The sequence below is a fragment of the Ochrobactrum sp. BTU1 genome, assembly GCA_018798825.1.
In the GTDB taxonomy this organism is placed as follows: Bacteria; Pseudomonadota; Alphaproteobacteria; order Rhizobiales; family Rhizobiaceae; genus Brucella.
Genome location: CP076354.1, coordinates 1,268,484 through 1,289,340, shown reverse-complemented (window position 1 = coordinate 1,289,340; position 20,857 = coordinate 1,268,484). Strand labels below are relative to the sequence as shown.

Sequence of the window (20,857 nt, the reverse complement as noted above, 5' to 3'; positions counted from 1 at the left end):
CTTTCGCAGACGGAAAGTGGCAATCGATGAGCACGCCTCAGCCTGAAATGCGCGGAAACTCCAACGATTCGAGACGTTCGGGCGGCAGCGAACCAATATTCAACATACCGAGCGTCATTCTTGCGCTAATGGCGATCTGCGCTGGCGTCTATATCTATCAAAACTACATTATCAGTGAGCAGCAGAACTATGAGTTCATGCTGAACTTTGCTTTGATTCCCGCGCGGTTCTCACTTGCTGGTGGCTTTACCGATCCGTCCGCACTTTTCACGCTCATCAGTTACTCTTTCATGCATGGCGGTTTTGCGCATATTGCGGTCAATATGATCTGGTTTGCGGCTTTCGGTTCTCCGCTCGCGGGCCGTATCGGTACTGGTCGAATGATTATTTTCTGGATTCTAACGTCGGTGATTGCGGGCCTCACGCATTATGCGATCTATCCCGAAAGCGTAACGCCACTCGTTGGTGCTTCCGGCGCAATCTCCGGCATGATGGGGGCTGCAGCGCGTTACGGGTTCCGCCGTGTCGGCTTTGGGCGCAGGTCGGAATTTGCAGGGCCGGTGCTGCCTATTGGTCTCACGCTCACACTTAAGCCTGTGCTGACCTTCGTGGGTATCTGGTTTCTGATCAATATTTTCACGGGTCTTTATTCGACAGGCGGAGCTGATTTATCGGGAATTGCATGGGAAGCCCATATTGGTGGCTTCATCGCAGGCTTTTTCGGGATTTCACTGCTTGATAAGCCCCGAAGCTACGACGCTGTGATTAGGCGCTGAGCTTAGGTCTCCCAATTTAGTCTGCTTGCAAAGCGGCTAATCAAAGCGCACCATTATTGGAACGCAGCTGGAGGAGTTGCGTTAGAATCATGCAGCGATCCTGCAGATTGGATTGCTGAACCTTGGGAGGGACTTTGGCATGACTGTTAGATCGATTCTCGAGACAAAGGGCAGAGATGTTGTTGTTATAGGCCCTGAGGAAACGCTTTCTCATGCTGTTGCTGTCTTAGCTCAACACAAAATCGGTGCTTTGGTCGTCTGTGATGAAGCAGGTCGGATAAAGGGCATTTTTTCTGAACGTGACGTGGTGCGTGCTATCGCGTCTATGCAAGAAAAGATCGCTGACCGGCTTGTGTCTGAGTTTATGACTACAAAGGTACAGGTTTGTCGGGAACATCACACTGTGAATCAGGTGATGGAAATCATGACTCGCAACCGGTTCCGTCATATGCCGGTGGAAGAAAATGGCAAGCTTGCTGGAATCATCTCAATCGGTGACGTAGTTAAGCGGCGCATTGAGGATGTGGAGCGTGAAGCAGAGGATATTCGGACTTACATCGCCACGGCCTAAATCCGTGTGTCCTATTCTTCAAATCATCTGGAGCGCATGAAACGCTCCAGATAAAAACTTGAATCGCTTTTAAGAACCGTTGCGCGCACGCAGATAACGTTCCGCTGCATAGAGCGAAATTGCTGCAGCATTGGAGACGTTAAGCGATTTGATTTCGCCCGGCATATCGAGACGTGCCAGTGCAGTCACTGTTTCACGGGTCTTCTGACGAAGACCTTTGCCTTCTGCGCCAAGAACGAGTGCAACGCGACCACCCACAAGTGTCGCTTCCATTTCAAGTGGACCTTCCGAATCAAGGCCGATGGTCATGAAACCGAGCGAATGAAGTTCTTCGATCGCTTCTGCAAGGTTGCGAACCTCAATATGAGGAATCAGTTCGAGCGCACCCGAGGCAGCTTTTGCCAGAACCCCGCTTTCTTGAGGGCTGTGACGGTTAGTGGTGATGATTGCTCCTGCACCAAAAGCCACTGCCGAGCGGATGATAGCACCAACATTGTGTGGATCGGTAACTTGATCCAGCAGCAGCAAAAGCGGGCTATCTTTCAATTCTGACAACTTTTTATGCCGAAGCGGTTCTGCTTCGATCATGACGCCCTGATGGACGGCATCCGAACCAGTCTCTTTGTCGATCTCTTTAGGTTCGACGATTTCGACTGGGAAGGGGAGGCTCTCCGCTTCGCCAATTTCAAGGCGCGCAAAGCCATTGCGAGTCGCACGCATACGCAAAATCGTGCGTGCGGAATTCTCTACAGCTGCGCGAACCGTATGCAGACCATAAAGGCGCACGGTTCCATCCGCCACTCGACCGGCCGGAATAGGTGCTCGTTGAGGCCTGTGCGGCACTTTGCCTTCTGCGGCTGCCTTATGGTCACGATGTTCGCGACGCAGGCGCGCATAATGAGAATCTTTAGGGGTACGGGGTGAGTTTTTATCATTCATGCGGCGCTTATACCCTGTCCACAACATGGAAGATAGCGTGCTCGATTTTATTTAATGTGAGAATTTATATCTCTTTATAGGCGTCAAATCCCGGTTTCGCGCGGTTCTCGGGGGCTGAGTGCGAGCTGATCTGTCCAAGCTGTGGAATGTTCTGCATTCTTTTCACTTTTACCCTGTTGACAGGAGCGACGCATATCGGCATAAGCCCGCTCACAGAACGACGGCGGGCCCAGCGCCAACCGGAAACTCTGTGAAAAATGCCTAGTTACTCGACTCTGCTGATAGTGATATTAGGAGGAATGCCCGAGCGGTTAAAGGGGACGGACTGTAAATCCGTTGGCTAAGCCTACGTTGGTTCAAATCCAACTTCCTCCACCACTGTCGGATTAGAGTTTAGAGTGCGCGGGTATAGCTCAATGGTAGAGCAGCAGCCTTCCAAGCTGAATACACGGGTTCGATTCCCGTTACCCGCTCCAGATTTTCAAGAGCGGATAGGCGTGTAAGGAATCATCGACGGGCGGTTCGCCGTTCCGTTTTGGCATAAATGTCGGCCTGGAAATCTGATTGGTTTCTATGCGGGCGCTCGAGCGGTTCTAGAACAAAGAGAACAACGGCGATGGCAAAGAGCAAGTTTGAACGTAATAAGCCCCACGTAAACATCGGCACCATTGGTCACGTTGACCATGGCAAGACCTCGCTGACGGCAGCGATCACCAAGTTCTTCGGTGAATTCAAGGCATACGACCAGATCGATGCTGCACCAGAAGAACGCGCTCGCGGTATCACCATTTCGACGGCTCACGTTGAATATGAAACTGCAAACCGTCACTATGCACACGTCGACTGCCCAGGCCACGCTGACTATGTTAAGAACATGATCACCGGCGCTGCACAGATGGACGGCGCGATCCTGGTTGTTTCGGCAGCTGACGGCCCGATGCCACAGACCCGTGAGCACATCCTGCTCGCTCGTCAGGTTGGCGTTCCTGCGATCGTCGTGTTCCTGAACAAGTGCGATCAGGTTGACGATGCTGAACTTCTCGAACTCGTAGAACTCGAAGTTCGTGAACTTCTGTCGAAGTACGACTTCCCAGGCGACGAAGTGCCAATCGTTAAGGGTTCGGCTCTTGCAGCTCTCGAAGATTCCTCGAAGGAACTCGGCGAAGACGCAATCCGCAACCTGATGGATGCAGTTGACTCGTACATCCCAACTCCAGAGCGTCCAATCGACCAGCCATTCCTGATGCCAATCGAAGACGTGTTCTCGATTTCGGGTCGTGGTACGGTTGTTACCGGTCGCGTTGAGCGCGGTATTGTTAAGGTTGGCGAAGAAGTCGAAATCGTCGGCATCAAGGCAACCGGCAAGACGACCGTTACCGGCGTTGAAATGTTCCGCAAGCTGCTCGATCAGGGCCAGGCTGGCGACAACATCGGCGCACTGGTTCGCGGCGTTGGTCGTGAAGACGTTGAACGTGGTCAGGTTCTCTGCAAGCCAGGTTCGGTTAAGCCACACACCAAGTTCAAGGCAGAAGCCTACATTCTGACCAAGGACGAAGGTGGTCGTCATACGCCATTCTTCACCAACTACCGTCCACAGTTCTACTTCCGTACGACTGACGTGACCGGTGTTGTTACCCTGCCAGAAGGCACGGAAATGGTTATGCCTGGCGATAACGTCACTGTAGACGTCACGCTGATCGTACCGATCGCGATGGAAGAGAAGCTCCGCTTCGCTATCCGTGAAGGTGGCCGCACCGTCGGTGCAGGCATCGTCGCTTCGATCATCGAGTAAAGAATTTGACTGGCGGTTATGCCGCCGGTCTGGCATCTTGAATGCCAAATAGGGGTATAGCTCAGTTGGTAGAGCGACGGTCTCCAAAACCGTAGGTCGCGGGTTCGAACCCTGCTGCCCCTGCCATTTAAAACGAGTACTCATGGCTTGACTGTGAGTGCTCGTTTTTTGTATTAAGAGTTAGCGGTTTCGCTGACTATTCTGATTAGCGCTCTGGCCTTTTGGCAGCGAAGTCAGATATCGATAACTTTCCGCCGGTTATTCAGATCGGGCAGGGGAGGTCGCGGCGGCACGATTGAATGGTGCAGCAAGCGATGTTCGTAAGGATCGGATTTCCGATAAGCCTGTATGGTATTCTTTTAACTATTGGGCTTGTTTTTTTTGGGAATCGATTCTATGTAACGTCAACAGACACGCGGTGCGTGGGGCTGAATCTTCAGCTTTACGTGCCGTATACGCATGGGTATCGGGTTCTGATTCGTTTTGAACGGTCCGGTTTCCTCAAGCAAGAACAGAGTGGCAGATGGCATCTAAGACGAATCCGATCACCTTTCTTCAGCAGGTTCGCGCCGAAACGGCGAAGGTGAGCTGGCCGACCCGGCGTGAAACAGTCATTTCCACCATTATGGTGGTTGTAATGGCCTTTTTTGCTGCTGCATTCTTTTTTCTTGCCGATCAGCTTATGGCCTATGGCGTAGAATTTATACTTGGCCTTGGCCGCTAAGCAGGATTGGGGAGTTACGAGATGACAGCGCGCTGGTACATCGTTCACGCCTATTCCAACTTCGAAAAGAAGGTGGCTGAGGATATTCAGGCTAAGGCTGCACAGAAGGGTCTTTCTGGCCTTATTGAGCAGATTGTCGTGCCGACCGAGAAGGTTGTTGAAGTTCGCCGTGGCCGCAAGGTTGATGCTGAGCGCAAGTTCTTCCCGGGTTATGTTCTCGTTCAGGCTACCCTGACCGATGCTGTATTCTCGCTGATCAAGAATACGCCTCGTGTGACTGGCTTCCTTGGTGATTCCAAGCCTGTTCCGGTTTCACAGAAGGAAGTAGATCAGATTCTGAATCAGGTTCAGGATGGTGCAGAGCGTCCGAAGACTTCTGTGACCTTCGAAATCGGCGAAAATGTTCGCGTTTCCGATGGTCCGTTTGCCTCGTTCAATGGCATTGTGCAGGAAGTCGACGAAGAGCGCGCGCGCCTCAAGGTTGAAGTTTCCATCTTCGGGCGTGCTACGCCTGTTGATCTTGAATACGGTCAGGTCGATAAGCTCTGATCGTTTAGCTCGCGAGGGCGTTCACCGTAACAGGTGAAAAGGGTGGAAGGGTAGGTGGCTTTAGCCGGTCGCTGATCTCGAACCACCGAACTGCCAGTCAGTTTTACTGACGTCAGTCGAGAGCCGGATTTCCGGCATTAATCGAGAACGCCGGTTTCCGGTATTTTTATGAAGGCAGAATGCAATGGCTAAGAAAATTGCAGGCCAGCTGAAGCTCCAGGTAGCAGCAGGTGCGGCCAACCCATCGCCTCCGATTGGCCCAGCTCTGGGTCAGCGCGGCATCAACATCATGGAATTCTGTAAGGCATTTAACGCTGCCACACAGGAACTGGAAAAAGGTTCGCCGATTCCAGTCGTGATCACATACTACCAGGACAAGTCTTTCACTTTTGTGATGAAGACCCCTCCGGTAACCTACTTCCTTAAGAAGGCTGCCAACCTTAAGTCGGGTTCCAAGGCGCCTGGCAAGGAAAAGGCAGGCACGATTGCGCGTGATAAAGTTCGCGAAATCGCTCTTGTTAAGATGAAGGATCTGAACGCATCTGACGTGGAAGCGGCTATGCGTATGATCGAAGGTTCTGCCCGTTCGATGGGCCTGGAAGTGGTGAGCTAAGACCATGGCAAAGATTTCCAAGCGTGTAGCTAAGATCCGCGAAGGCGTTGACGTCAACAAGCTCTATGACCTGTCCGATGCTATCGGCCTGGTTAAGGAACGTGCAGTTGCCAAGTTCGACGAAACCATCGAAATCGCAATGAACCTCGGCGTTGACCCACGTCATGCTGATCAGATGGTTCGTGGCGTTGTTAACCTTCCAAACGGCACCGGCCGTACTGTTCGCGTTGCTGTTTTTGCACGCGGCGACAAGGCTGAAGAAGCCAAGAAGGCTGGCGCTGACATCGTTGGTGCGGAAGAACTGTTCGAAATCGTCAACGGCGGCAAGATCGACTTTGATCGTTGCATTGCAACCCCAGACATGATGCCACTCGTTGGTCGTCTTGGTAAGGTGCTCGGCCCGCGTGGCCTGATGCCAAACCCTAAGGTTGGTACTGTTACTGTCGACGTTGCAGCTGCAGTTACCGCTTCTAAGGGCGGCGCAGTTGAATTCCGCGTTGAAAAGGCTGGTATCATCCACGCCGGTATTGGCAAGGTTTCCTTCGACAACCAGAAGCTCGAAGAAAACATCAAGGCTTTTGCCGATGCAGTTATCAAGGCTAAGCCTTCGGCTGCTAAGGGTGAATACGTCAAGCGCGTATCGATTTCTTCGACCATGGGCGTTGGCGTCAAGGTCGACCCGTCAACCGTTAAGGTTGTCGCTTAAGTTATTTAGGCTCCGGCTCGCCGGAGCTTAGCCTTTCTTCGAGAAGGGCGAATGGTGGTACACCTGCATCGTGAAAGCGGTCAAAAGTGCAAGAATTCCGGATCGCAAGATCCGGATAGCCGGACGAAAGTCCGGTTATCCTGTCCGAGATTGCAGGCGGACATTCATCTTCGGGTGATTGTCCTTAAACATATGGCCTGCATGAGACGTGGAATAACCCTGTTTCGCATGAATGTGCATGCAAGGTTTGAACCGTAGTTGCCTTTGAGTGATGCCTGGTTTCCAGGATAGCTGAAGGGGACAGGATCCTCGAACGTCGGACTGACTGTGAAGTTCGTCCGGCAAAGGCAACCCGGCAGGACCATGTGGTCCTGTCTACTGGAGAGAGACAGTGGATAGAGCGGAAAAACGCGAATTTGTCTCGTGGCTGAACGGAGCTTTTAAAGATTCCGGTTCGGTCGTCGTGGCCCACTATACCGGTCTCACTGTTGCGCAGATGAGCGATCTTCGCTCAAAGATGCGCGATGCTGGTGGTACCGTTAAAGTCGCGAAGAACCGCCTTGCCAAGATCGCTCTTCAGGGCACGGAATCGGAAGGTATCTCTGATCTGTTTACAGGTCAGACGGTTGTTGCTTATGCAAACGACCCAATTACCGCTCCGAAAGTAGCCGTCGAATTCGCTAAGGCTAACGACAAGCTCGTTATCCTCGGCGGTGCAATGGGCGCAACGACACTTAACGCCGATGGCGTAAAGTCGCTTGCTTCGCTCCCATCGCTCGACGAACTGCGCGCAAAGCTGGTTGGAATGATCCAGACCCCGGCTCAGCGTCTCGCAGTACTTACCAGCGCACCAGCGGGCCAGATCGCTCGCGTTATTGGCGCGCACGCCCGGAAGAACGAGGCGGCGTAAGGCCGTTTTTCGCTGTCAATTGTTCAAACCTTGAAACTAAGGAAATACCAAAATGGCTGATCTCGCAAAGATCGTTGACGACCTGTCGGCACTGACCGTTCTCGAAGCTGCAGAGCTTTCGAAGCTTCTCGAAGAGAAGTGGGGCGTTTCGGCTGCTGCTCCTGTAGCAGTTGCTGCTGCTGGTGGCGCTGCTCCAGCTGCTGCTGCTGAAGAAAAGACTGAATTCGACGTCGTCCTCGCTGACGGTGGCGCAAACAAGATCAACGTGATCAAGGAAGTTCGCGCAATCACCGGTCTCGGCCTCAAGGAAGCTAAGGACCTTGTTGAAGCTGCTCCAAAGGCAGTTAAGGAAGGCGCTTCGAAGGACGAAGCTGAGAAGATCAAGGCACAGCTCGAAGCAGCTGGCGCTAAGGTCGAACTCAAGTAAGTTCGAAAATTCCGACGGACGGTTTCCGTCCGTCGGTTTCACTCTGGACTTGCATCTGGAGTAAATGCATGAAAAGAAACGAAAAGTGCGGAATTTGCTTTGATTTGTGCATCTTATAATCGGAACGGATATTTGAAGAGCGTTCTGATCCTGTTGAACCCTTTTTCTGATGGCCTTGAAGGGGCTTTCAGAAAACGGGTTTTAGCCCGTTAGAAGGACCGCCGAAAGGCGGCGCACGATAAAGGCCGCAAGGCGTGAGCAAGCCGTAAGGCTATAGAACGAGGAGCGACGATGGCTCAGACCCATTCTTTCAATGGTCGCAAGCGCGTACGCAAATTTTTCGGCAAGATTCCCGAGGTCGCGGAAATGCCTAACCTCATCGAGGTTCAAAAGGCATCTTACGACCAGTTCCTCATGGTTGAGGAACCAGCTGGCGGGCGTTCTGACGAGGGTTTGCAGGCGGTTTTCAAGTCTGTTTTCCCAATTCAGGATTTCTCCGGCGCTTCAATGCTCGAATTCGTTCGCTACGAATTCGATGCACCAAAATTCGACGTTGACGAATGCCGTCAGCGCGATTTGACGTATTCGGCACCTCTCAAGGTGACGCTGCGTCTGATCGTGTTCGATATTGATGAAGATACCGGTGCGAAGTCCATCAAGGACATTAAGGAGCAGGACGTTTACATGGGCGATATGCCGCTCATGACGGACAACGGCACCTTCATCGTCAACGGTACAGAACGCGTTATCGTTTCGCAGATGCACCGTTCGCCGGGCGTATTCTTCGATCACGACAAGGGCAAAACCCATTCGTCGGGTAAGCTTTTGTTCGCAGCTCGCGTTATTCCTTATCGCGGTTCGTGGCTTGACATCGAATTCGATGCCAAGGACGTAGTCTATGCACGTATCGACCGTCGCCGTAAGCTTCCAGCTACGACGCTGTTGATGGCGCTTGGCATGGACGGCGAAGAGATTCTGTCGACGTTCTATAAAACTGTCACCTATTCGCGTGACGGTGATAACTGGCGCATTCCTTATTCGGCTGACCGCTTCAAGGGTATGAAGATCATTTCTGATCTCGTCGATGCGGACACCGGAGAAGTCGTTCTCGAAGCTGGCAAGAAGTTGACCGCTCGCTCGGCAAAGCAGCTCGCTGAGAAGGGCCTCAAGGCTATCAAGGCGACTGAAGACGATCTGTTCGGCTCGTACCTTGCAGAAGACATCGTCAATTACGCTACCGGCGAGATTTATCTGGAAGCTGGTGACGAAATCGACGAAAAGGTTCTCAAGACGCTTCTCGACACCGGTGTTGAAGAGATCAACGTTCTCGATATCGACCATGTCAATATCGGTGCGTATATCCGCAACACGCTCGCTGTCGACAAGAACGAAAGTCGTCAGGAAGCTCTGTTCGACATCTATCGCGTTATGCGTCCAGGTGAGCCGCCGACAATGGACTCGGCTGAAGCCATGTTCCATTCGCTGTTCTTCGATTCGGAACGCTATGACCTTTCTGCTGTTGGTCGCGTGAAGATGAACATGCGTCTTGATCTGGATGCAGAAGACACCGTGCGTGTTCTGCGCAAGGAAGATATCCTTGCTGTGGTCAAGATGCTGGTTGAACTGCGCGATGGCCGCGGCGAAGTTGATGACATCGATAACCTCGGTAACCGTCGTGTGCGTTCGGTTGGCGAACTGATGGAAAATCAGTACCGCGTTGGTTTGCTCCGTATGGAGCGTGCGATCAAGGAACGTATGTCCTCGATCGAAATCGACACGGTTATGCCGCAGGATCTGATTAACGCGAAGCCTGCAGCCGCAGCAGTGCGCGAGTTCTTCGGTTCTTCGCAGCTGTCGCAGTTTATGGATCAGACCAACCCGCTTTCGGAAATCACCCACAAGCGCCGTCTTTCGGCTCTTGGACCCGGTGGTCTTACCCGTGAGCGTGCTGGCTTCGAAGTCCGCGACGTGCATCCGACCCACTATGGCCGTATCTGCCCGATTGAAACGCCGGAGGGCCCGAATATCGGTCTGATCAATTCGCTTGCAACTTTTGCCCGCGTCAACAAGTACGGCTTTATTGAAAGCCCGTATCGTAAGGTTGTCGACGGCAAGGTAACGAGCGACGTTGTTTACCTTTCGGCTATGGAAGAAGCGAAGCACTCGGTTGCTCAGGCAAACGTTGAGCTGGACGAGCAGGGCGGTTTTGTTGACGAATTCGTCATCTGCCGTCACGCAGGCGAAGTTATGATGGCTCCGCGTGAAAACGTGGACCTGATGGACGTTTCGCCGAAGCAGCTCGTTTCGGTTGCAGCAGCTCTTATTCCGTTCCTTGAAAACGACGATGCTAACCGTGCTCTCATGGGTTCGAACATGCAGCGTCAGGCCGTTCCACTCGTTCGTGCGGAAGCTCCGTTCGTTGGAACCGGTATGGAAGCAGTTGTTGCACGTGACTCAGGTGCTGCTATTGCCGCTCGCCGTGGTGGTGTGGTTGACCAGGTTGACGCAACGCGTATCGTTATTCGCGCTACTGAGGACCTCGATCCTTCTAAGTCTGGCGTTGATATCTATCGTCTGCAGAAGTTCCAGCGCTCGAACCAGAGCACCTGTATCAACCAGCGTCCGCTTGTACGCGTTGGTGATCCTATCGGTAAGGGCGACATCATTGCTGATGGCCCATCGACTGATCTGGGCGATCTGGCTCTTGGTCGTAACGTGCTTGTCGCGTTCATGCCTTGGAATGGCTATAACTACGAAGATTCGATCCTTCTTTCCGAGAAGATTGTTTCGGACGACGTCTTCACCTCGATCCACATTGAGGAATTTGAAGTCGCCGCCCGCGACACGAAGCTTGGACCTGAGGAAATCACACGTGATATTCCGAATGTGTCGGAAGAAGCGCTGAAGAATCTCGACGAAGCAGGTATCGTTTATATCGGTGCTGAAGTGCATCCTGGCGACATCCTTGTCGGTAAGATCACACCGAAGGGCGAAAGCCCGATGACGCCTGAAGAAAAGCTTCTGCGCGCTATCTTCGGTGAAAAGGCGTCCGATGTTCGTGATACCTCGATGCGTATGCCTCCAGGTACTTACGGTACCGTTGTTGAAGTTCGCGTTTTCAATCGCCACGGCGTTGAAAAAGACGAACGTGCAATGGCGATCGAACGCGAAGAGATCGAACGTCTTGCCAAGGACCGTGACGACGAACAGGCTATTCTCGACCGTAACGTTTACGGCCGTCTCGCCGACATGATCGATGGTAAGGTTGCTGCTGCAGGCCCTAAGGGCTTCAAGAAGGGCACGACCATTACTCGCGATATCATGACCGAGTATCCGCGTTCGCAGTGGTGGCAGTTTGCTGTTGAAGATGAAAAGCAGCAGGGTGAACTCGAAGCTCTGCGCGGCCAGTACGACGAATCCAAGAAGCTGCTTGAAGCACGCTTCATGGACAAGGTCGAAAAGGTTCAGCGCGGCGACGAGATGCCTCCAGGCGTCATGAAGATGGTCAAGGTCTTTGTCGCTGTTAAGCGCAAGATCCAGCCGGGTGATAAGATGGCTGGCCGTCACGGCAATAAGGGTGTGGTTTCCCGCATTCTTCCTGTCGAAGACATGCCATTCCTCGAAGACGGTACACATGCCGATATCGTTCTTAACCCGCTTGGCGTGCCGAGCCGTATGAATGTGGGCCAGATTCTGGAAACACATCTTGGCTGGGCTTGCGCAGGTATGGGCAAGAAGATCGGTGAGCTGATCGATGTTTATCGCAAGACGGCAGACATTCAGCCGCTGCGTGATACGCTCGAGCACATCTATCCGGACAATGACCGCAATGAGCCTGTTCGCTCTTATGACGATGATTCAGTCATAATGCTGGCGAACCAGGTCAAGCGCGGCGTGTCTATCGCGACGCCGGTCTTCGACGGTGCGGTGGAAGCTGACATCAATGCGATGTTGACGGATGCAGGTCTTGCGACCTCGGGTCAGTCGACGTTGTATGATGGACGTACGGGTGAGCCGTTCGACCGTCAGGTGACGATGGGCTACATCTATATGTTGAAGCTCCACCACCTGGTTGACGACAAGATCCATGCTCGTTCGATCGGACCTTACTCGCTCGTCACTCAGCAGCCGCTTGGTGGTAAGGCGCAGTTCGGTGGTCAGCGCTTCGGTGAAATGGAGGTCTGGGCTCTGGAAGCATACGGTGCAGCTTACACGCTGCAGGAAATGCTTACGGTCAAGTCCGACGACGTTGCCGGCCGTACCAAGGTCTATGAAGCCATCGTTCGTGGTGACGATACGTTCGAAGCTGGTATTCCAGAAAGCTTCAACGTTCTGGTCAAGGAAATGCGTTCGCTCGGTCTCAATGTTGAGCTGGACGACACACGTGACGAGCAGCCGGCACTTCCGGACGCGGCGGAATAAAAAAACATCAAGGCGCGCCATGGTATTGCCGTGGCGCGCCCGTAAGGTGTTTCCAGACAATGCAAGAAGTGATTTGCGTAACGGAAATGCTGAAACGGAATGTGCAGTTTCAAACTGCTTAATACCGCGATTTCTTTTCAAGATGGCAGGGACTTTCAGCCTGTCATCGACGACACACAGGGCGGCGGATCGCCCTCAAGGAGAACGGCATGAACCAAGAGGTCATGAATCTTTTCAATCCTCAGGCTCCGGCACAGACGTTCGATTCCATCAGAATCTCGATTGCCAGCCCTGAGAAGATTCTGTCCTGGTCATACGGCGAGATCAAGAAGCCGGAGACGATCAACTATCGTACGTTCAAGCCTGAACGCGATGGTCTCTTCTGCGCGCGTATCTTTGGCCCGATCAAGGATTATGAATGCTTGTGCGGCAAGTACAAGCGTATGAAATACAAGGGCATTATCTGCGAAAAGTGCGGCGTGGAAGTCACGCTCTCGCGCGTTCGTCGCGAGCGCATGGGTCACATCGAACTCGCAGCGCCTGTTGCTCACATCTGGTTTCTGAAGTCGCTGCCTTCGCGCATCGGCACGCTGCTGGACATGACGCTCAAGGATATCGAGCGCGTCTTGTACTTCGAAAACTACATCGTGACCGAACCAGGTCTGACTTCGCTTAAGGAGCATCAGCTTCTTTCGGAAGAAGAATACATGATCGCTGTCGACGAGTTCGGCGAAGATCAGTTCACAGCCCTTATCGGTGCAGAAGCTATCTTCGAACTCCTGGCTTCGATGGATCTGCCAAACATCGCTGCAGACCTGCGCGTTGAACTTGCAGAAACCACTTCGGAACTGAAGACGAAGAAGCTGATGAAGCGTCTCAAGATTGTTGAGAACTTCATGGAATCCGGCAATCGTCCTGAATGGATGATCATGAAGATCGTTCCGGTCATTCCACCGGATCTGCGCCCTCTGGTTCCACTGGATGGCGGTCGTTTTGCTACGTCCGATCTCAACGACCTTTACCGTCGTGTGATTAACCGTAACAACCGTCTGAAGCGTCTCATTGAACTGCGCGCTCCGGGCATCATTATCCGTAACGAAAAGCGTATGTTGCAGGAAGCTGTTGACGCGCTGTTCGATAACGGCCGTCGTGGCCGCGTCATCACCGGTGCTAACAAGCGTCCGTTGAAGTCGCTCTCCGACATGCTCAAGGGTAAGCAGGGTCGTTTCCGTCAGAACCTTCTCGGTAAGCGCGTCGACTATTCTGGTCGTTCGGTTATCGTGACCGGTCCTGAACTGAAGCTGCACCAGTGCGGCCTGCCGAAAAAGATGGCGCTCGAACTCTTCAAGCCATTCATCTACGCTCGTCTTGACGCCAAGGGTTACTCCTCGACTGTCAAGCAGGCGAAGAAGCTTGTTGAAAAGGAACGTCCGGAAGTTTGGGATATCCTCGACGAAGTCATCCGTGAGCATCCGGTTCTCCTGAACCGTGCGCCTACGCTGCACCGTCTTGGTATTCAGGCATTCGAACCCACGCTGATCGAAGGCAAGGCCATTCAGCTGCATCCGCTCGTTTGTACAGCTTTCAACGCTGACTTCGACGGTGACCAGATGGCTGTTCACGTTCCGCTGTCGCTTGAAGCTCAGCTTGAAGCGCGCGTGCTCATGATGTCGACCAACAACATCTTGCACCCAGCGAATGGCGCACCAATCATCGTTCCTTCGCAGGACATGGTTCTCGGCCTCTACTATCTGTCGATCGTGGCAGACAAGGAGCCGGGTGAGGGCATGGTGTTTGCCGATATGGGCGAACTTCAGCATGCACTTGAGAACAAGGTTGTCACGCTGCACACCAAGATCAAAGGCCGTTTCAAGACGGTTGATGCGGAAGGCAAGCCTGTTTCCAAGGTTTATGACACCACGCCTGGTCGCATGATCACTGGTGAGCTTCTGCCGAAGCACGCCAATGTGCCTTTCGATATCTGCAATCAGGAGATGACGAAGAAGAACATCTCCAAGATGATCGACCACGTCTACCGCCATTGCGGTCAGAAAGAGACGGTTATCTTCTGCGATCGCATCATGCAGCTCGGCTTCGCCCATGCATGTCGCGCCGGTATTTCCTTCGGTAAGGATGACATGGTCATTCCAGACTCGAAGGCCAAGATCGTTGCAGAAACCGAAGCTCTAACGACTGAATACGAACAGCAGTACAATGACGGTCTGATTACTCAGGGCGAAAAGTACAACAAGGTCGTTGATGCCTGGGGTAAGGCGACTGACAAGATCACCGAAGAAATGATGGCCCGCATTAAGGCTGTTGAATTCGATCCGGTGACCGGACGTCAGAAGCAGATGAACTCGGTCTACATGATGTCTCATTCGGGTGCCCGTGGTTCGGTCAACCAGATGCGTCAGCTGGGCGGTATGCGTGGTCTTATGGCCAAACCGTCGGGTGAAATCATCGAAACCCCGATCATTTCGAACTTCAAGGAAGGCCTGACGGTTAACGAATACTTCAACTCGACCCACGGTGCCCGTAAGGGTCTTGCCGATACCGCGTTGAAGACCGCTAACTCGGGTTATCTGACACGTCGTCTCGTTGACGTTGCACAGGATGCGATTATTTCGGAAGTCGATTGTGGCGCCGAAATCGGTCTCACCATGCAGCCAATCGTTGATGCTGGTCAGATCGTTGCTCCAATCGGACAGCGCGTTCTGGGCCGTACGGCACTTGATCCGATCATCAATCCGGCAACCGGCGAAGTCATCGTCGAAGCTGGCCGCATGATCGAGGAAAAGGACGTTGAAGTCATCGAGAAGGCCGGCATCCAGTCGATCCGTATTCGTTCGGCTCTGACCTGTGAAACCCGTAACGGCGTTTGCGCCAAGTGCTATGGTCGTGACCTTGCACGCGGTACGCCTGTTAACCAGGGTGAAGCAGTTGGCGTTATCGCTGCTCAGTCGATCGGTGAGCCTGGCACTCAGCTGACCATGCGTACGTTCCACCTTGGTGGTACTGCACAGGTTGTTGACTCGTCTTACCTGGAAGCTTCGTACGAAGGCACTGTCAAGCTGCGTAACCGCAACGTGGTTCGCAACTCCGATGGCAATCTCGTGGTGATGGGCCGTAACATGGCTGTCCTGATCCTCGACTCGACCGGCAAGGAACGTGCGGTTCACCGCGTAACCTACGGTTCACGCCTGTTCGTTGACGAAGGTGATGCAGTCAAGCGCGGCCAGCGTATTGCTGAATGGGATCCGTACACCCGTCCAATCTTGACGGAAGTTGAAGGTTATATCGAGTTCGAAGATCTCGTTGATGGCCTTTCGGTTTCGGAAACAGCGGACGAGTCGACCGGTATCACGAAGCGCGTCATCATTGACTGGCGTTCGACACCACGCGGTGCGGACCTCAAGCCTGCTATGGTCATCAAGGACAAGAGCGGCAAGATCGCGAAGCTGTCGAAAGGTGGCGAAGCTCGCTTCCTGCTTTCGGTAGAAACGATCCTTTCGTTCGAGCCTGGTGCACATGTTAATGCTGGTGATGTTATTGCGCGTCTGCCGATGGAAAGCGCGAAGACTAAGGATATTACCGGTGGTCTGCCACGCGTTGCGGAACTGTTTGAAGCTCGTCGTCCGAAGGACCACGCCGTCATCGCAGAGATCGATGGTACCGTTCGTTTTGGTCGCGATTACAAGAACAAGCGTCGCATCATCATTGAGCCAAACGACGATACGATCGAGCCTGTTGAGTATCTGATCCCTAAGGGCAAGCCGTTCCATCTTCAGGACGGCGACGTTATCGAAAAGGGTGAATATATCCTCGACGGTAACCCAGCACCGCATGACATTCTGGCGATCAAGGGCGTTGAAGCACTCGCTTCGTACCTCGTGAACGAAATCCAGGAAGTCTATCGTTTGCAGGGCGTTCTCATCAACGACAAGCACATCGAAGTGATTGTTCGTCAGATGCTGCAGAAGATCGAGATCACGGAATCCGGTGATACCGGCTACATTCCGGGCGATCACGTCGACCGCATCGAACTGGACGAAATCAATGATCGTCTGATCGAAGAAGGCAAGAAGCCAGGTTCGGGTAATCCGGTTCTGCTTGGTATTACCAAGGCGTCGCTTCAGACTCCTTCGTTCATCTCGGCGGCATCGTTCCAGGAAACCACTCGCGTACTCACCGAAGCTGCAGTTGCAGGCAAGATGGATACGTTGCAGGGTCTCAAGGAAAACGTCATCGTCGGTCGTCTCATCCCGGCTGGTACAGGTGGCATGACCAACCAGATCCGTCGCATTGCAACTGCTCGCGACGAACTGATCATCGACGAGCGCCGCAAGTCGACCGGTTCTTCGGAAGCCAACGTGATGCTGGCAGATATGACCAACAACGCTGCCGAATAATCGGAAAGCAATCAACAAAGAAAAGGCCGCCTTTCGGGGCGGCCTTTTTGTTATGCAAATTTCAAAAAGAAAGGGCAGTTTAAAACCGCCCTTGAAGATTATGCAAAGCGGAAGATGCTCCACATTTTTCGGTGCTCGCTTGCGTCGAACTTATTCGTCTTCTTCGTCGCCTTCGAATTCAATCAATGCAACTTCGCCGGTGAGGGCGGTGTGCCATGCGCTCTTGTGTGGTTCTTCTTCTGGTTCTTCCGTGATGGTACCCATCTCGACCAGCTCTGCTTCGTGATAACCTTCTTCCGCCAGGATCGCGAGAACCGTCTGAACGAGATCTTCGTCTTCATCGGATTTCAGCAGGATATGGACTTCGATAGATTCCTCTTCACCTTCGTTCCAGACGTCGGCGATCACCAGGTGAACAATCGGCGAATCGTTCTCTGTGGATGTGGTGGTGGATGACATTGAGAATCCCTTAATATTGTGTTGCGTTTCGACTCGGATGTGCTTCAATAGCGACTGTTGATGTCTGGCGCTATGCTGGCATACGAAAATGACAGTTTTGCCGCGAAATATTAGCGATATGAAGCCTAATGCGGCGCAATAACCTGTCCGGCGGACCCCAAAACGCCCCCGAGCGGCCTTTTGGATAAGAAACTTAACGTCCTGCCCTTGACGAAACGCCTGTAAACACGTATCAGCAGCCCATCTGAGCCGATGTGAGGCTGGCATTTTCGGAGCGACGCGCTTTGGAGTTCGCCTCAAACAGGGTTCGTTTTACGATCGAAATGCAACTTGCCGTTCGCATGAAGCTTATGCTTCCTCTGCTTTTGTTCGGGTGGCCGCTGATGGAGTGGCTCGTCCCGAATTTGTGCATGAGCACTCCGGTGAAACGGCCCTTATTGGGCGCCGATACGAGATTTTTTATAGAGGAAGGTTCAATGCCTACCGTAAACCAGTTGATCCGCAAGCCGCGCACTGCGCCGGTAAAGCGTAATAAGGTTCCTGCTCTGCAGGCAAACCCACAGAAGCGCGGCGTTTGCACCCGCGTTTATACAACGACCCCTAAGAAGCCAAACTCGGCTCTCCGTAAGGTCGCTAAGATCCGTCTGACCAATGGCTTTGAAGTCATCGGTTACATCCCTGGTGAAGGTCACAACCTTCAGGAGCACTCCGTGGTCATGATCCGCGGCGGTCGCGTAAAGGATTTGCCGGGTGTGCGTTACCACATCATCCGCGGCGTTCTCGATACCCAGGGTGTTAAGAACCGCAAGCAGCGTCGTTCGAAGTACGGTGCGAAGCGTCCTAAGTAAGAATTTTCCGGGGATACCGGCCGCCGGAATGGCGAGTTGAGCCCGATGTAATTGAAAGTTGAGACGAAATGTCCAGACGCCATAAAGCTGAGAAGCGTGAGATTAATCCGGATCCAAAGTTCGGCGATCTCGTTATCACGAAGTTCATGAATGCAGTTATGCTTCATGGTAAGAAGTCGGTTGCTGAAAGCATCGTTTACGGTGCGCTGTCTGCAATCGAAGCCAAGGCGAAGTCAGAGCCGGTCGCGCTGTTCCATCAGGCGCTCGACAATGTTGCTCCGCACGTTGAAGTCCGTTCGCGCCGCGTTGGTGGTGCAACCTATCAGGTTCCGGTCGATGTGCGTTCAGAACGCCGCCAGGCACTTGCCATTCGCTGGCTGATCAATGCAGCTCGTGGTCGCAATGAAACGACGATGATTGACCGTCTCTCCGGCGAACTGCTGGATGCGGCAAACAATCGTGGTTCCGCTGTCAAGAAGCGTGAAGACACGCACCGCATGGCAGAAGCCAACCGCGCGTTCTCGCATTACCGCTGGTAATCGTCGAACCCTATTCAAAGAGCAAAAACATGGCCCGCGAATATAAAATCGAAGACTACCGCAATTTCGGTATTATGGCTCACATCGACGCCGGTAAGACGACGATGACCGAGCGTATTCTGTTCTACACCGGTAAGAACCACAAGATCGGTGAAACCCATGATGGCGCGTCCACCATGGATTGGATGGAGCAGGAACAGGAACGCGGTATCACCATCACGTCCGCTGCCACGACCACGTTTTGGCAGGGTCAGGATGGCAAGAAGCGTCGCTTCAACATCATCGACACCCCGGGCCACGTTGACTTCACCATTGAAGTTGAGCGTTCGCTCCGCGTTCTCGATGGCGCAATCGCTCTTCTCGATGCGAATGCTGGCGTTGAGCCGCAGACTGAAACCGTATGGCGTCAGGCTGAGAAGTACCACGTTCCACGTATGGTCTTCGTCAACAAGATGGACAAGATCGGTGCTGACTTCTACCGTTGCGTAGAAATGGTTGGCTCGCGTCTTGGTGCAATCGCTCTCCCAGTTCAGCTGCCAATCGGCGCTGAAAACGAGTTCGAAGGCGTTATCGACCTTATCGAAATGAAGGCTCTGACTTGGGATGGCACGATCGGCGCAGCTGCGACCGTTGGTGAAATTCCTGCAGACCTCAAGGATCAGGCTGAAGAATACCGCGAAAAGCTCATCGAGCTGGCCGTGGAAATCGACGAAGCTGCGATGGAAGCTTACCTCGAAGGCACCATGCCTACGAACGACCAGCTCCGCGCACTGATCCGTAAGGGCACGATCGACGTTAAGTTCCATCCGGTTCTTTGCGGTACTGCGTTCAAGAACCGTGGCATTCAGCCGCTTCTCGACGCTGTTGTTTCTTTCCTTCCAGCTCCAACCGATGTTCCTGCAATTAAGGGCATCGACGTTAAGACGGAAACCGAAACAACCCGTGAATCTTCGGATGAAGCACCCCTCTCGATGCTCGCATTCAAGATCATGAACGATCCGTTCGTTGGTTCGCTGACCTTCGCTCGTATCTACTCGGGCAAGATGACCAAGGGCATTTCGCTCGAAAACACTGTTAAGGGCAAGCGTGAGCGCATCGGCCGTATGCTGCAGATGCACTCGAACAGCCGTGAAGACATCGAAGAAGCTTTTGCAGGCGACATCGTTGCTCTGGCTGGCCTCAAGGAAACCACCACCGGCGATACGCTCTGCGATCCGCTGAAGCCGGTTATTCTTGAACGTATGGAATTCCCAGATCCGGTTATCGAAATCGCGATCGAACCAAAGACCAAGGCTGACCAGGAAAAGATGGGCATCGCGCTCAACCGTCTGGCTGCTGAAGATCCTTCGTTCCGCGTTAAGTCGGATGAAGAATCGGGTCAGACCATCATCGCCGGCATGGGCGAACTTCACCTCGACATTCTCGTCGATCGCATGAAGCGCGAATTCAAGGTTGAAGCTAACGTCGGTGCTCCGCAGGTTGCTTACCGTGAATCGATCACCCGTCAGGCTGAAATCGACTACACGCATAAGAAGCAGTCGGGTGGTTCGGGTCAGTTCGCTCGCGTCAAGATTATCTTCGAACCGCATGACGGCGACGATTTCATCTTCGAATCCAAGATCGTTGGTGGTGCTGTTCCTAAGGAATACATCCCAGGCGTTCAGAAGGGTATCGAAAGCGTCATGGGTGCAGGCCCGCTGGCAGGCTTCCCGATGCTCGGCGTGAAGGCAACCCTGATCGACGGCGCATACCACGACGTTGACTCCTCGGTTCTCGCGTTTGAAATCGCGTCCCGTGCAGCATTCCGTGAAGGCGCACAGAAGGCTGGCGCACAGCTTCTCGAGCCAATCATGAAGGTTGAGGTGGTAACACCTGAAGATTACGTCGGTGACGTTATCGGTGACCTGAATTCGCGTCGTGGTCAGATTTCTGGCACCGAAGCACGCGGTATCGCTACGGTCGTCAACGCAAATGTTCCACTGGCCAACATGTTTGGTTATGTGAACAACCTGCGTTCGATGTCTCAGGGCCGCGCCCAGTACACGATGCAGTTTGACCATTATGAGCCGGTCCCAACTGCAGTCGCACAGGAAATCCAGAAGAAGTTCGCGTAACCTCCGGGTTACGCCAAACATTAAAAAGCCTGAGCAGGCTGTAATTTTAGGAGAGC

The 20,857-nt window shown here is 53.1% G+C and carries 16 protein-coding genes and 3 tRNA genes; 17 read left to right on the top strand and 2 right to left on the bottom strand.

Annotated elements, in window-relative coordinates; all coding sequences use genetic code 11:
* Positions 1-26 precede the first annotated feature (26 nt).
* The gene (locus tag KMS41_06275) at positions 27-776 is read left to right on the top strand and encodes a rhomboid family intramembrane serine protease (GenBank protein ID QWK76738.1); all 750 of its coding nucleotides are present in this window, start codon (positions 27-29) and stop codon (positions 774-776) included.
* A gap of 139 nt (positions 777-915) precedes the next feature.
* Positions 916-1,347, top strand: a complete 432-nt coding sequence (locus tag KMS41_06270) for a CBS domain-containing protein (GenBank protein ID QWK76737.1) — start codon at positions 916-918, stop codon at positions 1,345-1,347.
* 69 nt (positions 1,348-1,416) lie between these two features.
* On the opposite strand, the gene rlmB is transcribed toward KMS41_06270, so the two are convergent.
* Positions 1,417-2,286: a 23S rRNA (guanosine(2251)-2'-O)-methyltransferase RlmB gene (rlmB, locus tag KMS41_06265; GenBank protein QWK76736.1), complete on the bottom strand. Its 870-nt coding sequence runs from the start codon at positions 2,284-2,286 to the stop codon at positions 1,417-1,419.
* A 293-nt stretch (positions 2,287-2,579) separates the two neighbouring features.
* Between rlmB and KMS41_06260 the strand changes: the two genes are divergently transcribed.
* From KMS41_06260 to rpoC, 12 genes are all read left to right on the top strand, one after another.
* Positions 2,580-2,664, top strand: a tRNA-Tyr gene (locus KMS41_06260).
* Between the two features lie 24 nt (positions 2,665-2,688).
* Positions 2,689-2,762 (top strand) — tRNA-Gly (locus KMS41_06255).
* A 140-nt stretch (positions 2,763-2,902) separates the two neighbouring features.
* A complete protein-coding gene (gene tuf, locus KMS41_06250; protein QWK76735.1) occupies positions 2,903-4,078 on the top strand; it encodes an elongation factor Tu in 1,176 nt (391 codons plus the stop codon).
* Between the two features lie 50 nt (positions 4,079-4,128).
* Positions 4,129-4,204 (top strand) — tRNA-Trp (locus KMS41_06245).
* Positions 4,205-4,601: 397 nt separating this feature from the next.
* Complete coding sequence (secE, locus tag KMS41_06240) at positions 4,602-4,802, top strand: preprotein translocase subunit SecE (GenBank protein ID QWK76734.1); 201 nt, start codon at positions 4,602-4,604, stop codon at positions 4,800-4,802.
* Between the two features lie 21 nt (positions 4,803-4,823).
* A complete protein-coding gene (gene nusG / locus KMS41_06235) occupies positions 4,824-5,351 on the top strand; it encodes a transcription termination/antitermination protein NusG (protein ID QWK76733.1) in 528 nt (175 codons plus the stop codon).
* Positions 5,352-5,535: 184 nt separating this feature from the next.
* Entirely contained in the window at positions 5,536-5,964 is a 429-nt protein-coding gene (gene rplK, locus KMS41_06230) for a 50S ribosomal protein L11 (protein ID QWK76732.1), read from the top strand.
* A gap of 4 nt (positions 5,965-5,968) precedes the next feature.
* Positions 5,969-6,670, top strand: coding sequence for a 50S ribosomal protein L1 (rplA, locus tag KMS41_06225; GenBank protein QWK76731.1), 702 nt, complete (start codon positions 5,969-5,971; stop codon positions 6,668-6,670).
* Between the two features lie 391 nt (positions 6,671-7,061).
* On the top strand, positions 7,062-7,580 hold the full coding sequence (gene rplJ, locus KMS41_06220; protein QWK76730.1) for a 50S ribosomal protein L10: 519 nt from the start codon (positions 7,062-7,064) through the stop codon (positions 7,578-7,580).
* 52 nt (positions 7,581-7,632) lie between these two features.
* A complete protein-coding gene (gene rplL / locus KMS41_06215; GenBank protein ID QWK76729.1) occupies positions 7,633-8,007 on the top strand; it encodes a 50S ribosomal protein L7/L12 in 375 nt (124 codons plus the stop codon).
* 291 nt (positions 8,008-8,298) lie between these two features.
* On the top strand, positions 8,299-12,429 hold the full coding sequence (gene rpoB / locus KMS41_06210; protein QWK76728.1) for a DNA-directed RNA polymerase subunit beta: 4,131 nt from the start codon (positions 8,299-8,301) through the stop codon (positions 12,427-12,429).
* A gap of 209 nt (positions 12,430-12,638) precedes the next feature.
* The gene (gene rpoC, locus KMS41_06205) at positions 12,639-16,841 is read left to right on the top strand and encodes a DNA-directed RNA polymerase subunit beta' (protein ID QWK76727.1); all 4,203 of its coding nucleotides are present in this window, start codon (positions 12,639-12,641) and stop codon (positions 16,839-16,841) included.
* A gap of 150 nt (positions 16,842-16,991) precedes the next feature.
* Here the strand turns inward: rpoC and KMS41_06200 are convergent, their stop codons facing one another.
* Entirely contained in the window at positions 16,992-17,300 is a 309-nt protein-coding gene (locus KMS41_06200; GenBank protein ID QWK76726.1) for a hypothetical protein, read from the bottom strand.
* A 476-nt stretch (positions 17,301-17,776) separates the two neighbouring features.
* On the opposite strand from KMS41_06200, the gene rpsL reads away from it, so the two are divergent.
* The 3 genes from rpsL to fusA all read left to right on the top strand — a co-directional run bounded on the left by rpsL (position 17,777) and on the right by fusA (position 20,801).
* On the top strand, positions 17,777-18,148 hold the full coding sequence (gene rpsL / locus KMS41_06195) for a 30S ribosomal protein S12 (protein QWK78791.1): 372 nt from the start codon (positions 17,777-17,779) through the stop codon (positions 18,146-18,148).
* A 68-nt stretch (positions 18,149-18,216) separates the two neighbouring features.
* On the top strand, positions 18,217-18,687 hold the full coding sequence (rpsG, locus tag KMS41_06190) for a 30S ribosomal protein S7 (protein ID QWK76725.1): 471 nt from the start codon (positions 18,217-18,219) through the stop codon (positions 18,685-18,687).
* 29 nt (positions 18,688-18,716) lie between these two features.
* Positions 18,717-20,801: an elongation factor G gene (gene fusA / locus KMS41_06185; protein QWK76724.1), complete on the top strand. Its 2,085-nt coding sequence runs from the start codon at positions 18,717-18,719 to the stop codon at positions 20,799-20,801.
* The last annotated feature ends 56 nt before the right edge of the window (positions 20,802-20,857 follow it).

Excerpts from the sequence above, each read along its gene's own strand:
- KMS41_06275 (QWK76738.1), top strand. The coding sequence starts at position 27 with ATGAGCACGCCTCAGCCTGAAATGCGCGGAAACTCCAACGATTCGAGA.
- KMS41_06270 (QWK76737.1), top strand. The coding sequence starts at position 916 with ATGACTGTTAGATCGATTCTCGAGACAAAGGGCAGAGATGTTGTTGTT.
- rlmB (QWK76736.1), bottom strand. The coding sequence starts at position 2,286 with ATGAATGATAAAAACTCACCCCGTACCCCTAAAGATTCTCATTATGCG.
- tuf (QWK76735.1), top strand. The coding sequence starts at position 2,903 with ATGGCAAAGAGCAAGTTTGAACGTAATAAGCCCCACGTAAACATCGGC.
- secE (QWK76734.1), top strand. The coding sequence starts at position 4,602 with ATGGCATCTAAGACGAATCCGATCACCTTTCTTCAGCAGGTTCGCGCC.
- nusG (QWK76733.1), top strand. The coding sequence starts at position 4,824 with ATGACAGCGCGCTGGTACATCGTTCACGCCTATTCCAACTTCGAAAAG.
- rplK (QWK76732.1), top strand. The coding sequence starts at position 5,536 with ATGGCTAAGAAAATTGCAGGCCAGCTGAAGCTCCAGGTAGCAGCAGGT.
- rplA (QWK76731.1), top strand. The coding sequence starts at position 5,969 with ATGGCAAAGATTTCCAAGCGTGTAGCTAAGATCCGCGAAGGCGTTGAC.
- rplL (QWK76729.1), top strand. The coding sequence starts at position 7,633 with ATGGCTGATCTCGCAAAGATCGTTGACGACCTGTCGGCACTGACCGTT.
- rpoB (QWK76728.1), top strand. The coding sequence starts at position 8,299 with ATGGCTCAGACCCATTCTTTCAATGGTCGCAAGCGCGTACGCAAATTT.
- rpoC (QWK76727.1), top strand. The coding sequence starts at position 12,639 with ATGAACCAAGAGGTCATGAATCTTTTCAATCCTCAGGCTCCGGCACAG.
- KMS41_06200 (QWK76726.1), bottom strand. The coding sequence starts at position 17,300 with ATGTCATCCACCACCACATCCACAGAGAACGATTCGCCGATTGTTCAC.
- rpsL (QWK78791.1), top strand. The coding sequence starts at position 17,777 with ATGCCTACCGTAAACCAGTTGATCCGCAAGCCGCGCACTGCGCCGGTA.
- rpsG (QWK76725.1), top strand. The coding sequence starts at position 18,217 with ATGTCCAGACGCCATAAAGCTGAGAAGCGTGAGATTAATCCGGATCCA.
- fusA (QWK76724.1), top strand. The coding sequence starts at position 18,717 with ATGGCCCGCGAATATAAAATCGAAGACTACCGCAATTTCGGTATTATG.